At 46.2% G+C, this 18,693-nt stretch carries 15 protein-coding genes; 1 reads left to right on the forward strand and 14 read right to left on the reverse strand.

Translation table 11 applies throughout. The features are described 5' to 3' along the window. Positions 1 to 3: 3 nt before the first annotated feature. The 14 genes from rsgA to ACNAZ4_RS01640 form a co-directional block, all read right to left on the reverse strand. Positions 4 to 885, reverse strand: coding sequence for a ribosome small subunit-dependent GTPase A (rsgA, locus tag ACNAZ4_RS01575; RefSeq protein ID WP_415812437.1), 882 nt, complete (start codon positions 883 to 885; stop codon positions 4 to 6). Positions 886 to 903: 18 nt separating this feature from the next. Then, a complete protein-coding gene (gene pknB / locus ACNAZ4_RS01580; protein WP_415812438.1) occupies positions 904 to 2,859 on the reverse strand; it encodes a Stk1 family PASTA domain-containing Ser/Thr kinase in 1,956 nt (651 codons plus the stop codon). 5 nt (positions 2,860 to 2,864) lie between these two features. Further along, positions 2,865 to 3,617: a Stp1/IreP family PP2C-type Ser/Thr phosphatase gene (locus ACNAZ4_RS01585; protein WP_415812983.1), complete on the reverse strand. Its 753-nt coding sequence runs from the start codon at positions 3,615 to 3,617 to the stop codon at positions 2,865 to 2,867. A gap of 4 nt (positions 3,618 to 3,621) precedes the next feature. Next, a complete protein-coding gene (gene rlmN, locus ACNAZ4_RS01590; RefSeq protein ID WP_415812439.1) occupies positions 3,622 to 4,713 on the reverse strand; it encodes a dual-specificity RNA methyltransferase RlmN in 1,092 nt (363 codons plus the stop codon). 1 nt (position 4,714) lies between these two features. Next, a complete protein-coding gene (rsmB, locus tag ACNAZ4_RS01595; protein ID WP_415812440.1) occupies positions 4,715 to 6,064 on the reverse strand; it encodes a 16S rRNA (cytosine(967)-C(5))-methyltransferase RsmB in 1,350 nt (449 codons plus the stop codon). Further along, on the reverse strand, positions 6,057 to 7,010 hold the full coding sequence (gene fmt, locus ACNAZ4_RS01600; RefSeq protein WP_415812441.1) for a methionyl-tRNA formyltransferase: 954 nt from the start codon (positions 7,008 to 7,010) through the stop codon (positions 6,057 to 6,059). Before fmt ends, rsmB begins: the two co-directional genes overlap by 8 nt. Then, positions 7,007 to 7,492 carry a peptide deformylase gene (gene def / locus ACNAZ4_RS01605; RefSeq protein WP_415812442.1) on the reverse strand — a complete coding sequence of 162 codons (486 nt, stop codon included), beginning with the start codon at positions 7,490 to 7,492 and terminating at the stop codon, positions 7,007 to 7,009. Before def ends, fmt begins: the two co-directional genes overlap by 4 nt. Before the next feature lie 282 nt (positions 7,493 to 7,774). Continuing rightward, positions 7,775 to 10,189 (reverse strand): primosomal protein N', encoded by a 2,415-nt coding sequence (priA, locus tag ACNAZ4_RS01610; RefSeq protein WP_415812443.1) that lies wholly within the window; start codon positions 10,187 to 10,189, stop codon positions 7,775 to 7,777. Beyond that, positions 10,186 to 11,397 carry a bifunctional phosphopantothenoylcysteine decarboxylase/phosphopantothenate--cysteine ligase CoaBC gene (coaBC, locus tag ACNAZ4_RS01615; protein WP_415812444.1) on the reverse strand — a complete coding sequence of 404 codons (1,212 nt, stop codon included), beginning with the start codon at positions 11,395 to 11,397 and terminating at the stop codon, positions 10,186 to 10,188. The genes priA and coaBC overlap by 4 nt, the downstream gene beginning before the upstream one ends. A gap of 152 nt (positions 11,398 to 11,549) precedes the next feature. Beyond that, positions 11,550 to 11,774 (reverse strand): DNA-directed RNA polymerase subunit omega, encoded by a 225-nt coding sequence (gene rpoZ / locus ACNAZ4_RS01620; RefSeq protein ID WP_214703939.1) that lies wholly within the window; start codon positions 11,772 to 11,774, stop codon positions 11,550 to 11,552. Further along, a complete protein-coding gene (gmk, locus tag ACNAZ4_RS01625; RefSeq protein ID WP_415812446.1) occupies positions 11,775 to 12,389 on the reverse strand; it encodes a guanylate kinase in 615 nt (204 codons plus the stop codon). Positions 12,390 to 12,398: 9 nt separating this feature from the next. Then, the gene (gene remA / locus ACNAZ4_RS01630) at positions 12,399 to 12,662 is read right to left on the reverse strand and encodes an extracellular matrix/biofilm regulator RemA (RefSeq protein ID WP_023614949.1); all 264 of its coding nucleotides are present in this window, start codon (positions 12,660 to 12,662) and stop codon (positions 12,399 to 12,401) included. 56 nt (positions 12,663 to 12,718) lie between these two features. Continuing rightward, positions 12,719 to 13,594 carry a YicC/YloC family endoribonuclease gene (locus ACNAZ4_RS01635; protein ID WP_415812984.1) on the reverse strand — a complete coding sequence of 292 codons (876 nt, stop codon included), beginning with the start codon at positions 13,592 to 13,594 and terminating at the stop codon, positions 12,719 to 12,721. Between the two features lie 111 nt (positions 13,595 to 13,705). Next, a complete protein-coding gene (locus tag ACNAZ4_RS01640) occupies positions 13,706 to 16,396 on the reverse strand; it encodes a calcium-translocating P-type ATPase, SERCA-type (RefSeq protein WP_415812447.1) in 2,691 nt (896 codons plus the stop codon). A gap of 525 nt (positions 16,397 to 16,921) precedes the next feature. Between ACNAZ4_RS01640 and ACNAZ4_RS01645 the strand changes: the two genes are divergently transcribed. After that, on the forward strand, positions 16,922 to 18,631 hold the full coding sequence (locus ACNAZ4_RS01645) for an Rqc2 family fibronectin-binding protein (RefSeq protein WP_415812448.1): 1,710 nt from the start codon (positions 16,922 to 16,924) through the stop codon (positions 18,629 to 18,631). The last annotated feature ends 62 nt before the right edge of the window (positions 18,632 to 18,693 follow it).

The raw sequence follows: 18,693 nt of genomic DNA on the forward strand, positions 1-18,693 counted from the left end.
TAATCAATACCTCGGCTTTCTATCTTTGATTTCTAACAAAAAGTCTCTATAATGCTCATACCTGTATTCAGGCAGAGTTCCTGACTCGACTGCTGCTTTGACTGCACATTTGGGCTCTGCCATGTGAAGACAGCCGCGGAACTTGCAATCCTCGCTGATCTCAGCGATGTCCGGGAAGCATGAATTCAGCTCCTCTGCCTCAATATCAGTAAACTCCAGTGAACTGAAGCCCGGTGTGTCCGCTACGAGACCATTGTTGACGGTAATCAATTCAACATGCCTTGTTGTATGTTTCCCCCGTCCTAGATGGGAAGAAATATCATCGGTTTTCAACTCCAGGTCTGGTCGGATGGCATTAAGCAGCGATGACTTCCCAACTCCAGATTGACCGGCAAATACAGAAATCTTCCCTTCAATATGGGGTCTTAATTTTTCCAGACCCTCAGAAGTTTCAGAGGAAGTAAAAATAACTTCATAGCCAGCGTTCCGATAATCTCCTGCATATTCTTCGAGACGGGTTTTCTCCTCTTCACTGGTCAAATCCATTTTCGTAATGCAGATTAGGGGTTCAATCTGGTTATATTCCACGAGAACCAAAAAACGGTCTAGCAAGGCTGTACTGAAGCCGGGTTCAACAGCTGAAAAAACAAGGATGGCCTGGTCAACATTCGCAATCGGCGGACGGACCAGTTCATTTTTGCGCCCCTTGACTTCCAGGATATAACCTTCCGTGTCATTCTCAGCCTGAAAAACCACCTCGTCACCAACAAGGGGTGTAACCTTATTCTTGCGAAAGATCCCTCTGCCGCGGCATTGCACTACACCATCCTCATTGGCAACATAATAAAACCCGCTCAGCGCCTTGATAATTTTGCCCTCAGGCATAGCAACACTCCCTGTCTGTTAGTCTTCTGGATATGGGACCTCATCACTAAGGATCATATTGTTATCCCGCATTACCATATAGGATGCTTTTCCGCCTGCCGGAATCCTGAGTTCGATTTCATATTCCCTGTTTTCTGTTATTACAAATGAGTCATAGGGAACTGAAATGCTGTGCTCCAAATCATCGACATAAATCTGAATGGATTGCTCTTGGTCCGGCTCTGCAGGCTCATATTGAATATTGATCTTTTCCTTGACGACCTTAGGTGGTATCTGCTCAGGACCTTTAGAAATGACAACTTTAACTTTACTTCCTTTTTTCAGCTCAGTTCCAGGTGCTGGTTCTTGGGAAATGACTGCCCCCTCAGGAACACTTTCATGGAAATCTTCCGTGCTCTCTTTGTCAAAACCATACATCTGGATATAATTATTGAGCGCTTTTTCATTGTAACCGCTCAGGTCTTCAAGTTTTATCAATTCTGGTCCAATACTGACGGTGAATTCCATTTCCGTTTCATCAGGGATGACAAACTCCCCGCCCGGAGGAAATTGTTTTAAGATCGTGCCAGGTTCACTGTCATCATGGATTTCATTTTTTACAGGTTTTCCAAAGTTCTTTGCTTCGAGCAGCCTCACCACATCATCGTACATTCTGCCTGTATAATCCGATAACTCAATTTCTTCCTTGCCGGTACTGATATAAAGATCAATTTTATTGCCCTCTTTCATCATCTTACCGGCCTTTGGATTGGTCCGTATGACATGATCTTTTTCGATTTCCTGATCACTGATTTCTTTTTTGTCACCAATGATGAATCCGGCAGACATCAATTCGGCAACTGCTTCATCGACTTCCATTCCGGTAACGTCCGGGACGTCCTTCTCTTTTGGCCCAAAAAGGTCTGGCCCTATGGTCACCATGACAATACCCGCAGAAAGAATGAGCAAAAACAAAACAGTTAAAATGATTGGCCATTTCTTTTTCTTCTTTTTCACAGGTTTGTCTTTAGTTTGCTGTTCATTGTTATTTAGCGCATCTTTGCGGATAATCGTTTCATCAAGATTATGATAAGGCCGGTCATTCGTTATAATAGGAATCGCTTTGGTCGCTTCATCGTCCTCCGGTATGACAAACTTGCTCTCATTCAGACGGTTGCTGTCAAGCGCTGTCCTTAAATCCTCTTCCATTTCATCTACATCGTCGTATCGATGGAATGGATCCTTCGCAGTGGCCTTGAGCACGATATTCTCAACACTCTGTGGAATTTGCGGATTCCATCTTTTTAAAGAAGGTGTTTCCGACTGAAGATGCTTCAATGCGATGGAAACAGCAGATTCACCAGAAAACGGCAGTCTCCCCGTCAGCAATTCGAACATGACGATCCCGATTGAGTAGATATCCGATTTCTTGTTTGCCATGCCGCCTCTCGCTTGTTCAGGTGACAGATAATGCACCGATCCGAGCACCGAATTTGTTTGCGTGATGCTTGTAGCACTCAATGCCATTGCAATCCCAAAATCGGTGATTTTCACAGTACCGCTGCTGTCGATCAAAATATTATGCGGCTTGATATCACGATGGACAATATGATTGTGATGGGCATGTGAAATCGCGGATGTCAGCTGTTTCATGATGTCCAGTGCTTCCTCAACAGGAACTGGTGCATGCTGCTGTATGTATTGCTTCAGTGTCTGGCCATCGACATATTCCATCACGATATAGTATAGTCCGTCCTCTTCCCCGACATCATATATACTGACGATGTTCTGTTGGGTAAGGCTCGTTGCAGATTGTGCCTCTCTATGGAACCTGCGGATGAATTCATCATCATTGGCAAAATCAAGACGGAGCATCTTGACCGCAACATCCCTGTCAAGGATCATGTCATGTGCAAGGTAGACATTCGCCATGCCACCGCCGCCGATCATATCCTTGATTTTATAACGACCGCTGATTCTTTTTCCGATGATCATATTATTCACCTGCCCTCGTTGAATTCCTGGTATTCGACGATAGCAAGAGTTATATTATCTTCGCCGCCATACTGATTGGCCCTTTTGATGTATTCTGCCGCTTTCTCTTCCATGGACATGCTCTTGTCGTTGATGATGCTTTCCATTTCTTCCTCGGTCACTTTATTGGATAGCCCATCCGAACAAAGCAATAGCATGTCTTCCTCTTCAAAGATGATGGTCTTAATGTCCATCTCCACGGATTCTTCTGTTCCAAGGGCCCTTAATAGAACATTTTTACGAGGATGATGCTCTGCATCTTCTTTCGAAATCTGTCCGGAACGTACTAGTTCATTGACAAGGGAATGATCCTCCGTCAATTGTTTGAACCCTGTTTCATTCTGTAAATAACAGCGGCTGTCACCGATATTCACGACGGTTGCAAACAGGTTGGTGCAAATGGCAGCAACTATGGTCGTGCCCATGCCTTCACATTCCGTATGATTTAATGAATGCTGATAAATTTCTTGATTCACTTGTGAAACAGATTGCTGCAGCCACTGTTCTGCTTGTTCTGCTGTATGTATCTTCGTTGACTTTTCCCAGAGAACCTTCAGATGCTGGATTGTCATTTCACTGGCTACATCTCCCGCACGGTGGCCGCCCATGCCATCTGCTACGATGGCAAGGCGCTGTCCGTGAGAGTTCATAAAGATGCCGCCATTGTCTTCATTATGCAGCCGGACCTTTCCCCTGTCTGTCATGAAAACAGCCTTCATCTTGTCACCTCGTCTCTTCTTTTCTTTCTTTTGCCCGAAGTTGTCCGCAAGCTGCTTCAATGTCATGCCCTTGTTCTCTTCTTATTGTTACATTCACTCCGCGGTCGCGAAGAGTGCGCTCGAATTTGAAGATCTGGCTCTTAGGTGTTCTTACGTAATCGCGTTCAGGTACATAGTTGACCGGAATTAAATTGATATGGCACTTTAAGCCTTTTACCAGATTCGCAAGCTCTTCGGCGTGCTCCACCTGATCATTCACGCCGCCAAAAAGACCATATTCGAAGCTGATCCTGCGCCCTGTTTTGTTGACATAATAACGGACCGCATCCATTAGGTCAGGAAGCTTGTATGCACGGTTGATCGGCATCAATCTGCTGCGAAGCTCGGTATTTGGTGCATGCAGTGAGATCGCAAAATTGATTTGCATGTTTTCATCCGCAAATTCATAAATCTTCGGAATGATCCCGCTGGTTGATACGGTAATATGTCGGGCTCCGATGTTCATGCCTTTTTCATGGTTCATGATTTTCAGGAATGAAAGCATATTGTCGTAGTTATCGAACGGTTCACCGATTCCCATGATGACGATCGAGCTTACTCTCTCGTCTGTTTCATCAAGAGCCTGTTGTACCTTTACGACCTGGGCAACGATTTCTCCTGCTTCCAGATTCCTTTTCAAGCCGCCAAGTGTCGAAGCACAGAACGTACAGCCAATTCGGCAGCCAACCTGTGTTGTCACACATACGGAATTTCCATATTCATGCCTCATAAGCACTGTTTCAATTGATACGCCGTCATGCAGTTCAAACAGGAACTTGATGGTTCCGTCTGATGATGTCTGCTGGATGATCGTACTCAGGGTTGTCAGCACAAAATGCTGTTCCAGCTTGTCCCGTAAAGCCTTTGACAGATTGGACATATCCTCGAATGAGGCAGCTCTCTTCTTGTACAGCCAGTCAAAGATTTGTTCTGCCCTGAATGGCTTATCTCCTTGTTCCTTCAGCCAGTCTTTCAGTTCGTGAAGCTGAAGTGAATAAATGGATTTCTTGACTGATTCTTGTGCTGCTGATGTTCTAGTTGATTTTTCCTGTTCCATGTTATTCTACCTTCTTTCTCAAACAAGCAATATAAAACCCATCAGAGCCAAAATCCTGAGGAAGAATCTGGACATCGAAGCCGTTGATCAATGGCCTGATTGCCTCTGGCATTCTTTCTGCAAGTGTTGGATCTCCTGAGAATTCAGGGTGCTCGCGTAAAAATATTTCTATTACTTCCTGGTTTTCTTCCCGATCTACTGTGCAAGTGCTATAGACAAGCGTACCGCCATCTTTAAGCAATGGCGCGACTGATTCCAGAAGGCTCAGCTGGATTGTTTTCAACTGGCTGAGATCCTGTTCTTTCTTCGTATATTTCATATCAGGCTTCCGTCTCATTACGCCCAATCCTGAGCAGGGAGCATCAAGCAAAACACGGTCAATCGATTCATGCTCGAATCTTTGCGATGCCTCTCGGCTGTCCATTTTTTGTGCTTCAATATTTTCGAGGCCGAGACGTTCGGCATTCTGGGAAATCAGCTTGACCTTATGCTCGTGAAGGTCCAGTGAGATCACTTTACCGCTGTTGCCAAGCTTCTCTGCAATATGAGAGGATTTCCCCCCTGGTGCCGCACATGCATCGAGGATCACTTCCTCTTCCTCAATGCCGAGTGCGTGGGCAACCAGCATAGAACTCTCATCCTGAATTGTCAACAAACCATATTTAAATGCCTTTGAAGAGGCGAGATTGCCTCGGAGGCATTTGATTGCTTCCGGCAGTATCGGGCTGGGTTCCACTTCAAAGCCTTCTTCCGCCAGCAATTCCAGGCATTCCTCACGGGAAATCCTTGTCAAATTGACTCTTCCTGTCTGCAGCGGGGCAGTCAGGTTCACTTCACACATTTCCTTGGTCTTTTCAATTCCGAACTGGCCGACCCACCTTCTGACTAACCATATCGGGTGGCTTGTCTCAATAGATATTCTTTCCGCAGGATCGGTAATCGAATCAAGAGACGGAAGTCCATTCCGCTGAATGCTCCTAAGGACGCCGTTCACCAGACTCGCAATTCCTTTATGTCCCCGACGCTTGGAAATTTCAACTGCTTCGAAAATTGCTGCCCTGTCTGGTATTTTATCTAAATACACCATCTGATAAACAGTCATCCGCAACAGATTGACCACCCATGTTTGCAACTTCTTGTTTTTCTCGATGAATGGCTTAAGGTAGAAATCGAGAGTCATCTTTCGTTGTAAAGTCCCGTACACCAACTCAGTCAACAAGCCAACATCGATAGGATTGATTTCATTTTTTTCAATCGCATTGTTCAGAAGCAAATTGCTGTATGCCTGGTTCTTTTCGATTGTTTCCAGGAGCTGCACTGCAGTATCCCTGACATTTTTCTTTTTACTCATTCCAGTCTCCTAACCTGACGCCGGGCTCAAAGTTCGACCCTGCCCCAAGCAGGAATTGTTTAGCGTCCATCTTTTTCTTGCCAGCGGGCTGAAGCTCTGTAATCTTAATGGCTGTTTCATCTCCGGTTGCTACGATAAAGCCGTCATCTTCAATCTTGACGATAGTCCCGGCTTGTCCGCTTCCTTTATAGTCCGTCTTCACCGAACTCCAGATCTTCATCACCGCACCATCCATTGTCGTATAGGCAACAGGCCAGGGATTCATGCCGCGGATATGGTTATAGATTTGGCGTCCCGGTTTGGTCCAGTCGATTTTCTCCTGTTCACGCTTGATATTCCAAGCAAAAGTCGCTTCGGCATCATTTTGCGGAACTGAATTGATCTCCCCATTTAAAAGCTTGGGAACCGTCTCAGATAAAAGGTCTGCCCCGGCAGGGCTCATTTTATCGTGCAATGAACCAACTGTATCAGTTTCCGTGATCGGAACTTCGACTTGTGTCAGGATGTCGCCTGCGTCAAGCTTTTCAACCATATACATAATCGTGATTCCCGTTTTCTCTTTTCCCTCGATGATTGCGTAATGGATTGGTGCACCTCCGCGCAGTTCCGGCAACAGAGAGGCATGGACATTGATACAGCCATACTTTGGTGCTTCCAGCAGCTGGTTTGGCAAAATCTGCCCAAATGCCGCCGTGACAATTAAATCTGGTTCAAGTGCTAAGATTTTATCCAATTCTTCCTTCTGGCGGATTTTTTCCGGCTGGTAGACCGGGATGCCATGTTTCACTGCTTCCGCTTTGACAGGAGGCGGAGTCAGGACCCGTTTCCTGCCAACAGGGCGATCAGGCTGCGTGACGACACCGACCACCTCGTAACCTTCCTCTACCAGTCTTCGCAAAACCGGTACTGAAAAGTCTGGAGTTCCCATAAATACGATTCTTGTCATTCCTGGTTCAACTCCTCTAGATCAGCTTCTTCCATATATTTAGACACTTTCGTGGTAAATAACACACCGTGCAGATGGTCGATTTCATGCAGGATCGCCCTTGCTAAAAACTCTTCTGCTTCGATTTCAAAGGTCTTCCCCTTACGGTTTTGGGCTCTCACTTTCACCTGATTCGGCCTGGTTACTTCACCGTATAAGCCTGGAAAACTCAAGCATCCTTCCGGACCGGTCTGCTCGCCACTGGTTTCAAGGACCACCGGGTTGATCATCTCAATCGTCCCATGCTCATCATCGATATCGACAATCGCAATTTGTTTCTTTATATCAATCTGAGGGGCGGCGAGGCCGACTCCATCAAACTCAATCATTGTTTCGTACATATCATCCAGCAGTTTGGCCAGCTTTTTATCAAATACGGTGACTGTTTCGCACTCCTGCTCCAAAATTTCTGCCGGGTAGGTAACTATTTTCCTAACTGCCAAAATAAATCCTCCAATAATTCCATTTAAATATAGTATTAGCTTGTTCAATCAGCTTTTACCGTAAACTTTCATATTTCCATAGGGCTCTATTCTCAAACTTTGTTGCTATTGCCTGCAAAATAGGATAATTACCTAAGATTATTCACCTAATTAACAACTATTATGAGAATAGAGCTTGCAAACTTAGTAGTAAGACATTCAAAATAGCTATTATCACGTTAAAATCGGCTTTAAGATTTTAACAACAACCTTTACGAAAACAGTCTTCCAAAAAATGAATCATTACATCAGGATGTAAGGGTTCAGGTCGACGGAAATCTGCAGCCCGCCTGATCCCATTTCCTGCTGGTATTGATCCAGTATGGTTTTTAGCGCTGTGCTAAGTTCTGGTTCCTTTTTGTATTTTATCAGACATTGATAACGATATCTATCGTTGATGCGAGGGATCGGTGATGCAACCGGACCGAGTACCACTGCATCCTTTGACAGTCTGGAAGTGATGAATTTAGCAATTTTCTCGGTGACCGATACCACTTTCATCAACTCTTCATGACTGACCGTCACAAGGGAAAGATAATAAAACGGCGGGTATTGATGTACCTTCCGCATCAGCATTTCCTGCTGGTAAAATCGGTCGTAATCCTGGGTCCCTGCCAGCTCAACACTATAGTGCTCAGGTGTATAAGTCTGAATGACCACCTCACCCGGAAGCTTGTGCCTTCCAGCACGACCGCTGACCTGGGTCAGAAGCTGGAATGTTTTTTCCGAAGATCGGAAATCAGGCAGGTTCAGCATCGTGTCTGCCGAAAGCACGCCTACAAGCGTAATATTGGGAAAATCAAGGCCCTTTGCAATCATCTGGGTTCCTAATAATATATCTGCCTGCCCTTCCTGGAAAGCAGTCAAGAGCTTCTCGTGAGACCCCTTGCGTCCCGTCGTATCGACATCCATCCTGATGATCCTCGCTTCAGGAATCAGCTTGAGCAGTTCTTCCTCGACTTTTTGGGTGCCGGTCCCGAAATAGCGGATATGTTCACTATTACATTCAGGGCAAATTGTCGGCACCCTGTCTTCATACCCGCAGTAATGGCATTTCATCTGTTCATTGTATCGGTGATAAGTCAGCGTGATATCGCAATGTGGACAATTCATCACGTAGCCGCAATCACGGCACATCACAAAAGAGGAATGTCCTCGTTTATTAAGGAACAGGACAGTCTGTTCCTTTCTCTCAATCCGGTCTTTAATTTTTTCGAATAGCTTAACCGAAAACATCGAGCGATTGCCAGTTCGCAGCTCCTCCCGCATATCAACGATCTCAACCGCAGGCAGGGCCTGGTTGTTCATCCTTTTCGGCAGAGACAGCAAAGTGTATCGGCCTTTTTGCGCCCTGGCAAAGGATTCGAGTGATGGCGTTGCGCTTCCGAGAACGACCGGACATGCATACGTTTTAGCACGCTGAATCGCAACATCCCTGGCATGGTAGCGCGGATTTTCTTCCTGCTTGTAGCTTGTTTCATGCTCTTCATCAATGATGATGATACCCAGGTTCTCGAATGGAGCAAAAATAGCTGACCTTGCCCCTACGACAACCTTGACTTCCTTGCGCTGGATTTTCCGCCACTCATCATATTTCTCACCTGCAGAAAGTCCGCTGTGCATGACAGCAACCAGGTCGCCGAACCGCTCCTTGAAACGGGTGACCATTTGGGGAGTCAATGAGATTTCTGGCACAAGCACGATTGCTTCTTTGCCCTTGCGCAAGACCTCCTGGATCGACTGCAAATAGATTTCCGTCTTGCCGCTCCCTGTGACTCCATATAAAAGGAAGACTTCATGAAGCTCCTTTTCAATCGAAGAAAGAATTGGAATGATAGCATTTTCTTGCTCAGCAGTCAATTCAAGGGCTGTTTTACGTTCGAATTTCCGCTCTGCATAAGGATCTCTGTAAACCTCCAGCTCTTCGACTTTCACAATCTCCTTTTTGGCGAGCGATGTAATCGATGCCTGGGAGATTCCAAGAGTGGAGAGGAGCAGCCTCTGTTCCACAGGTTCAGGATGCTCCAGAAAGAAATCAATCACAGCCTGCTGTCCTGAAGCCTGTGATGAAAGCTTGTTTCTTGCTTCTTTCAGTTCTTCTGGAACAATTGCAGGATAGACATGTTTGAGCCGTTTCTTGCGCACCCTGTCCTTTACTTGATAGACAACATCAATCCTGCCGGCAGCTGCTTCCTTTTGCAGCTGCTGGACAAGCCCCTTAGCAACGGCATCGTCCCATTTGAGTTCACTTTTTTCTTTGAAGGACTCCGCAAGATTCCCTGGCAGTTCGCTTACAACAGTACCTTTAGCCAGCATGATTTTTTTTTCATATTTTGCTTTAAGGGCAGCTGGCAGCATTACCTGGTAAGAGGAAATTTTATAGCTTAATGTGTGTTCTGTCAGCCATTCCCCCAACTGCAGAAGCTCCTCATTCAATACCGGAGTCAAATCCAGCGGTTCAACGATGGACCGCAGCTTCGAAAAACTGGACTGATCTTTGAGTTCTGTAACAAATCCCTGGATTTTACGCGGTCCAAAGGGCACGATGACCCTTGTTCCAGGCTTTATGACATCCAGGAGATGATCAGGGATTTTATAGTCAAACGTTTTGTCTGTCTGCTTTGCAGGTACATCGACGATAACACTTGCTATATTCATTTGCTTTCATCCTTTTTTAAAAGCAGGACGACTTCTGAGAGGAGCCGGCGGGCAACCTCCGTTTTAGCCATCAGGGGCAGCTCGTCCTTACTGCCATCTTTCTTATAAATGGTGACAATATTCGTATCGGCTCCGAAACCGGCCCCTGCCTGCTTGACATCATTTGCCACGATCATGTCAGCATTTTTCCTCGTGAGTTTGCCCATAGCATGCTTTTCGACATCATTGGTTTCCGCTGCAAATCCAACGATGACCTGCGCCTCTTTTCTTTGTCCCAGTTCAAAAAGGATGTCCTTCGTCCGTTCAAGTTCAAGAGCCTGGTCGCCTTCTTTTTTCTTCATCTTTTCATCAAATATATATTTAGGCCGGTAATCTGCTACAGCCGCGGTTCCAATCAGGACATCCGCTTCCGCAAAGTGTGCGAGTGCTGTCTGATACATTTCCTCGGCGCTTTCAACTTTGATGACTTCTGCTCCTTTTGGCGGAGCAAGTGAAACCGGACCGGAAACGAGGATGACTTTCGCTCCCATCCTTACTGCTTCCCCGGCAATGGCATAACCCATTTTGCCGGTTGAATGATTGGTCAGGAACCTGACGGGATCGATTTTTTCCCTTGTAGGACCGGCAGTGATCAAAACAGTCTTTCCAGAAAGATCCCTACTTTCAGTTTTAAAAAACTGGCTGGCTCGCTCCACAATCGTCTCCGGTTCCTCCAGGCGGCCTTTCCCTGTGTATCCACATGCCAGATAGCCTTCGCCTGGTTCAATGAATTCATAGCCGAAGCTCCTGAGCGTGTCCATATTTTTTGTAACAGCTGGATGCTGGTACATATGGACATTCATGGCAGGGGCAATCCATACAGGAGCAGTCGCTGCCAGCAATGTCGTCGAAATCATATTGTCAGCGATTCCGTTGGCCAGCTTGCCGATGATATTGGCTGTAGCAGGCGCAACGATGATCAGGTCAGCCCAATCCGCCAAATGGATATGAGCGATATTTTCAGGTTTTTTTTCATCGAAAGTATCTGTATAAACCTCACTTCTGGACAAAGCCTGGAAGGTGAGCGGAGTGACAAATTTCGCTGCTGATTCACTCAGGATTACTTTTACCTCTGCACCAGCCTGGGTCAATTTGCTAGTCAGCGCAGCGCCTTTATATACAGCAATCCCGCCGGTTACGCCCAATAGAATCTTTTTACCGTTCAGCATGTCAGAGAACCCCCATTTTATAACAATCTATCATTATGATAGAACTATAACATTTTTTCACAGAATACGCATGAAATAGGCAAGATTCGGCCACAACATAAATCCGCTAAACAAAAAAATAACAACCCAATAAATAGGTTGTTATCGCGGTGTTATTCGTTGATATTGAGCTCTTCGTGGCTTCCGGCTGTCTTGAAGTGAAGCTTTTCTGCGTTGATTTCTTCAAGTGCTTTTCCGACGAATTTGTTGGAAACATACTTTTCAATTTTTGGGTCCATATGAACCTGCATGCTGCGTGCACGTTTGGCCGCAACCGATACTAGCGAATACTTTGAGTCAATTTTAGTCATTAAAGAATCAATAGAAGGATAAAGCATTTATTCTACCTCCAGCATTTTTTTATAACGGTGTTGAACTCGTTCCCGGCGGCAGTGTTCAGCAACGACAATCGACTTGACACGCGCGGCTGCTCTCTCGACCTGGTCGTTTTCAACAACATAGTCATATAATTCCATCATTTCCAGTTCTTCTCTTGCAGCTTTCATTCTGCCTCTGATGATATCTTCCGTCTCAGTTCCCCTTGTAACGATTCGGCTTTCCAGTTCTGAAAGGCTAGGCGGCGCAAGGAAGATGAACAGGCCCTCAGGGAATTTCTTCCTTACCTGGCTCGCTCCCTGAACTTCTATTTCAAGAAAAACATCCTTCCCCGCATCAAGAGTTTCACGGACGTATTCAACAGGAGTACCGTAGTAATTACCTACAAACTCTGCATACTCAAGCAATTGGTCCTCCCTGATCATCCCTTCAAATTCTTCCCTAGTTTTAAAGAAATAATCGACTCCATTCCGTTCTCCTTCACGCGGAAGCCGCGTTGTCGCGGACACGGAATATTCAAAAGCAGTATCCGGCTGGGAAAATAACTCTTTCCGCACCGTACCTTTTCCTACCCCGGATGGTCCTGAAAGCACAATCAACAATCCTTTTTCCTGCATTAAGACGTCCTACCCTTCATCAATAATATCATCCCGGTCATTCAAGCGGTGTGCCACCGTTTCCGGCTGTACCGCAGAGAGAATGACATGGTCGCTGTCCATGACGATGACAGCCCTTGTCCTTCTTCCATATGTAGCATCTATTAGAGATCCCCGGTCACGCGCATCCTGGATGATCCGTTTGATCGGAGCCGATTCAGGACTTACGATTGAAATGATCCTGTTAGCTGAAACAATATTGCCGAAGCCTATGTTGATAAGCTTAATTGCCATGATGGTCCCCCAATCATCAGTTAATTATTTTGGCCCTTCACGGCCTTTTCTAAACGCTACTCTATATTTTGCACTTGTTCCTTAACCTTTTCAAGGAGACTTTTCATCTCGACAACTTCCCTGGCAATCTTTGAATCATTCGCTTTGGATCCAATCGTGTTGACTTCTCGATTCATTTCCTGGAGCAGGAAATCAAGCTTCCTTCCCAGGGGCTCATCCACCTTAAGGATTTCATTGAATTGGCTCAGATGACTTTCCAGCCTGGCAATCTCTTCGCTTATATCCGCTTTATCAGCAAAAAAAGCTGCTTCAGTCATGATCCTGTCATCAGCTGCATCGCCTGCAAGGAAGTCAGCCATCTTCTTTCTCAGCCTCTCACGATACTGCTCCACAACATCAGGAGCAAACTGCTTTACACGCAAAATATGATTTGACATCAGACTTATATATTTCAAGACATCCTTTTGAAGAGCTGCACCTTCATGCCTGCGCATTTCTAGCAGCTTATGGCCGGCCTCATCAACCGCAGAGAGGACCAGCATATCCAGCTCGTCATTCTCGGCTTCCTTTTCTTCAATATGGATGATGTCATCCCTGCTGACAATATCACGGATTTCTAAGTCTCCAGTTAAACTGTACCTGTTTTTAATCTCGGATATGTTATCGACAAATTCGTCAAGGGCTTCCCAGTCAATATGTACACTCCGGCTGACGACCCCTTCGCCTTCCAAAGTGACAAATACTTCGACTCTCCCTCTTTTTATATGTTCGCCAAGTTTCTTCTTGATTTTTTCTTCTGTTTTCAGCAGTTGCCGCGGCATCCGAATATGAAATTCACAAAAACGGTGATTGACCGTCTTCACCTCGACCGTGACACTGCAACGTTCAGATTCTGCCTTGCTCCTGCCAAACCCAGTCATACTGACGACCATTCCAGACACATCCAATCTCTCCAAAAAGTCGAGTTTCCTGTTGACCCATGGAACGGGTAATATATGTAAAAAAAAAGAAAGGCAATAGAGCCTTCTCTATTACCTAACGGATTATATCATATTTCTCTTTGTTTTTCTTGCAAAAAATGTCCCGGCGAGCAAAAATGTTGGAACGGCTGATAAGCCTATAATCAGCAGCCAGTCAGTCGGCAAGATCGGCACAGTATGGAAAATCGGCTGCAAGACAGGTGAATAAATGACGCCAAGGACCAAAACCAGCGAGGAGATCACTGCCCAGACTAGATATTTGTTCCCGAATGGATTGCGTGCAAAGATCGATTTTTCACTCCGGCAGTCAAACACATGGATGAGCTGGGCCATGACTAGGGTTGTGAAGGCAATCGTCTGGGCGTAAATAAGCTCATCAGGATTCCTTTTATATACAACCATGAAGGCGATCAACGTTACAAGACCAATCAGGAATCCCCTCGAAACAACCTTCCACCCTAATCCGCGTGAGAACACGCCTTCCTTGGGATGACGTGGATTTCTCTTCATCACATCGTCCTCCGGCTGATCAAGCCCCAGAGCCATTGCTGGCAGTCCGTCTGTCACCAGGTTCACCCAGAGGATTTGAATCGGAACGAGCGGGAGTGGCAACCCAAGAATCATCGCGAAGAGCATGACCAAAATCTCGCCTACATTCGAGGCAAGAAGATAGCGGATGAACTTCCGGATGTTTTCATAGATATTTCGGCCTTCTTTGATTGCAGCTTTGATGGTGGCAAAGTTATCGTCCAGGAGTACAAGTGATGAAGCTTCCTTCGCGACATCTGTACCCGTAATTCCCATCGCCACACCAATATCTGCCGCTTTGATGGCCGGTGCATCGTTCACCCCGTCACCTGTCATCGCTACGATATGCCCTCTGTTTTGCAGTGCCTTTACGATTTTCAATTTATGCTCCGGCGATACTCGGGCAAAAACCGAAACATCGTCAACAATATCCTCAAGCTCAGAAACAGACATTTCCGTTAAAGCCTTGCCTTCGATAACCTTGCTGTCTTTTGTTAAAATCCCCAACTGCTTGGCGATTGCCTTTGCCGTGATGACATGATCTCCTGTGATCATGACAGTTTTGATACCTGCATCACGGCATTCTTTCACAGCCGTCTTCACTTCAGGGCGAGGCGGATCGATCATGCCTTGCAGACCGATGAAAGTCAATTCCTTTTCAGCTTCGTTTTCATGGAGGATCACAGTTCCCTGTGGAATTGGCTTGAACGCAATTGCAATGGTCCTTAATGCGTTCCCTGCCAGTTCGTCGATCGCTCCCTGGACTTTTGCAGTCAATTCCTTCGTTAACCGCTGCTGTCTTTCTTCCCAGAGAATGCTGTCACTCAATCCGATCAAGACATCCGGTGCTCCCTTGACGACAGCAAACTTTCTTCCTGTTTTATCCTTGACAATCATACTCATCATTTTCCGCTTCGAATCGAATGGGAACTCATTGACGATTTCAAATTGCTCTAGAAGACTTTTCTTATTGAATCCTGCCTTCATAGCGGCAACCAGCAGCGCTCCTTCGGTCGGGTCGCCATCGATTGTGTACTCGCCTTCTTTTTCAACCATCTCGGCATGATTGCACAGCATCCCGAAGGTCAGCAGCTGTTGAAGTGATTTTTCGCTTTGTGGATCGATACTTTTGTCTTGGTGGAAAAACAAGCCTGTCGGGGAATAACCGCCCCCATCCACTCTCCAGGTTTTGCTGCCGCTCCATAAATGGGTAACGGTCATTTTGTTTTGCGTCATCGTTCCTGTCTTATCCGAGCAGATGACAGATGCACAGCCGAGCGTCTCCACTGCAGGCAATTTCCGGACGATTGCATTCTTTCTGATCATCCTCTGGACACCCAGTGACAATGCAACAGTGACGATGGCCGGCAGCCCTTCCGGAATCGCTGCCACAGCAAGGCTGACTCCTGCCAGGAACATGGTATACAGATCATGCCCTTGAAGAACACCGATCCCTACAACGAGCAATGTCAGGAATAGTGCAGCTGTAATCAGGATTTTCCCCAATTGCTCCAGTCTTCGCTGAAGAGGTGTTTCCTGGGCTTCAGCGGTTTGCAGCAAGTCGGCGATTTGGCCCATTGCCGTTTTCATTCCGGTAGCAACGACCACACCGGTACCACTTCCCCTTGTGACCATCGTACCCATGAAACCCATATTCTCCATATCGCCAAGCCCCGGGTTCGGAATCCTTAATGGCGTAGTGCTTTTTTGGACTGGAACTGATTCCCCAGTCAGTGCTGATTCCTCAATCTCAAGACTCCAGGATTCAATCAGACGGATATCCGCGCCGATCCTGTCGCCGCTTGTAAATTTCAGGATATCTCCTGGTACGACTTCCTTGGATGGAATCTTGATCCACTCACGATCCCTTAACACATGGACCTGTGGTGCAGAAAGTTCCTTCAAGGCATCAAGTGATTTCTCCGCCTTCCTTTCCTGGAAAAATCCCAATATTCCATTTACCAGAACGATGGCGATGATCGCGATTGCATCGACCATTTCACCTAGAAGGCCTGATATTAACGTTGCCGCCAAAAGGACTAGCACCATAAAATCCTTGAACTGGCTGAAGAATAACAACAAAGCGGATTGCTTTTCGCCTTCCGCCAGAGCATTATACCCATGCTGTTCGCGTCTGCGTTTTACTTCCTTTTCATCCAATCCTTCTGTAAAATCTGTTCTTAAGGCACTAGCAATTTCCTGTTCATTCATCTCATGGAACTTCATGGGGCCATCACACTTCCTCCTTGTTTGTCCTACTCTAAAGAAAGCTTATTCAGCCCTGTCCAAAAAAATGATAAGATGTTTAATAGATATAAAAGCGGAGGTGACTGCTTAACTCCGACAAGCGCTGGAGGGCCTGCCAGTGAAGTCGTTCTTTGACTTCATTGGCAGGACCGAAGCGACTCGAGGAGTTAGGAGCCGCAGCTGGACAATATAAAAGCGGAAGCGCCTTGGTCAGCCCCGACAAGCGTTGGAGGGCCGACCATTGAAGTCGCTCTTTGACTTCATTGGGCGGACCGAAACGTCTCGAGGGGCTAGGCGCTGGAGCTGGACAATATAAAAGCGGAAGCGCCTTGGTCAGCCCCGACAAGCGTTGGAGCGCCGACCATTGAAGTCGCTCTTTGACTTCATTGGGACCGAAACGTCTTGAGGGGCTAGGCGCTGGAGCTGGACAATATAAAACCTGAACCAAACAAATAACCTGCTTTTACCACGACATGCCAGATAATAGAAAAGGATGTAATTCAAATGTCATTTGACGGATTATTTACTAGAGCGATCACACACGAACTTTCCTCGATGCTTAAAGGGGGAAGGATCAATAAAATACACCAGCCATTTAAAAACGAAATCATCCTTGCGGTGAGAGCGAACGGTGTCAACCACAAGCTGCTGCTGTCTGCTCATCCGAGCTATGCCAGGGTCCAGATCACCAATGAGCAATATGATAATCCCAATGAGCCTCCAATGTTCTGCATGCTGTTGCGAAAACATCTTGAGGGCTTCATCATCGAAGATATCAAGCAGGCAGGACTTGACCGGATGATCATTTTCGAAGTGAAAGGCCGGAATGAAATCGGCGATATTTCATACAAACAGCTGATTGTCGAGATCATGGGGCGCCACAGCAACATCATCATTGTGGATAAGAACAGGAATGTCATTCTTGACAGCATCAAGCATATTTCTTTCGCTGTGAATTCACACCGGGCGATCATGCCTGGCCAGGAATACATTATGCCTCCTCAACAGGAAAAACTGAACCCGCTTGAAGCTGTGGAAGAAGATGTTCTTCGCGTGGTTGATTTCAACGCGGGTAAAATCGATAAGCAGCTGGTTGCAAATTTTGCGGGGGTATCGCCGGTTCTTGCAAGAGAAATCACCTTCAAGGCAGGGCTCGTCAACCGGACAACCCTTCCAAAAGCTTTTGTCGCCATGATGGAAGAGATGAAAAATCATCATTACAAGCCGGCTGTAACCTATGGAAGCAACAAGGAGGCCTTTTACCTGCTCCCGCTTGAACATTTGCAGGGAGAGACAAAATCCTTCGAAACGCTGAGCCAGCTGCTTGACCGCTATTATTTTGGAAAAGCTGAGCGCGACCGTGTCAAGCAACAGGGAAATGACCTTGAACGTCTGCTGGCGAATGAAAAAGAAAAGAACGAGAAGAAAATCAAGAAGCTTGAAGCAACCCTGGAGGATGCGAAAAAGGCAGAGCAGTTCCAGCTTTTCGGAGAATTACTGACCGCGAATATCTTTATGGCACAAAAGGGAATGAAAGAGATTTCGGTCGTTAATTATTATGATGAGGACGGAGCTTCCATCACCATTCCTTTGGATCCGCGGAAAACGCCATCGGAAAATGCACAAAAATATTTTACGAAGTATCAAAAGGCCAAGAACTCCGTAAATATCGTAAAAGAGCAAATTCGCCTGGCACAGGACGAAGTTGCCTATTTCGATTCCCTGCTGCAGCAGGTTGAAGCAGCTTCGCCAAAGGATATTGAAGAGATCAGGGAGGAATTGGTCGAAGGCGGATATATCCGGGCGAGACAGAATAAAGGCAGTAAAAATAAACAGAACATGAAACCTGTCCTTGAAAAATATCGTTCCACTGACGGAACAGACATCCTCGTCGGGAAAAATAATAAGCAAAATGATTATTTGACGAATAAAGTTGCAGCCCGGGATGAAATCTGGCTGCACACAAAAGACATTCCCGGATCACATGTCGTGATCCGAAGCAAAGAGCCGGCTGAAGATGTCATCCTTGAGGCTGCCCAGATTGCTGCTTATTTCAGCAAAGCAAGGAATTCAAGCTCCGTTCCAGTCGATTTCACCAGGGTCCGCCATGTTAAGAAGCCGGCCGGTGCAAAACCTGGATTCGTCATTTATGAACAGCAGCAGACCGTTTATGTCACACCGGATGAAGATGTGATTTTGAAATTGAAGCAATGAAGAACAAAAAGCGCAAGCGCCTTGTTCAGCCCCGACAAGCGCTGGAGGGCCTGCCAGTGAAG

The organism is Mesobacillus thioparans (genome assembly GCF_965138835.1).
Classification (GTDB): domain Bacteria; phylum Bacillota; class Bacilli; order Bacillales; family Cytobacillaceae; genus Mesobacillus; species Mesobacillus thioparans.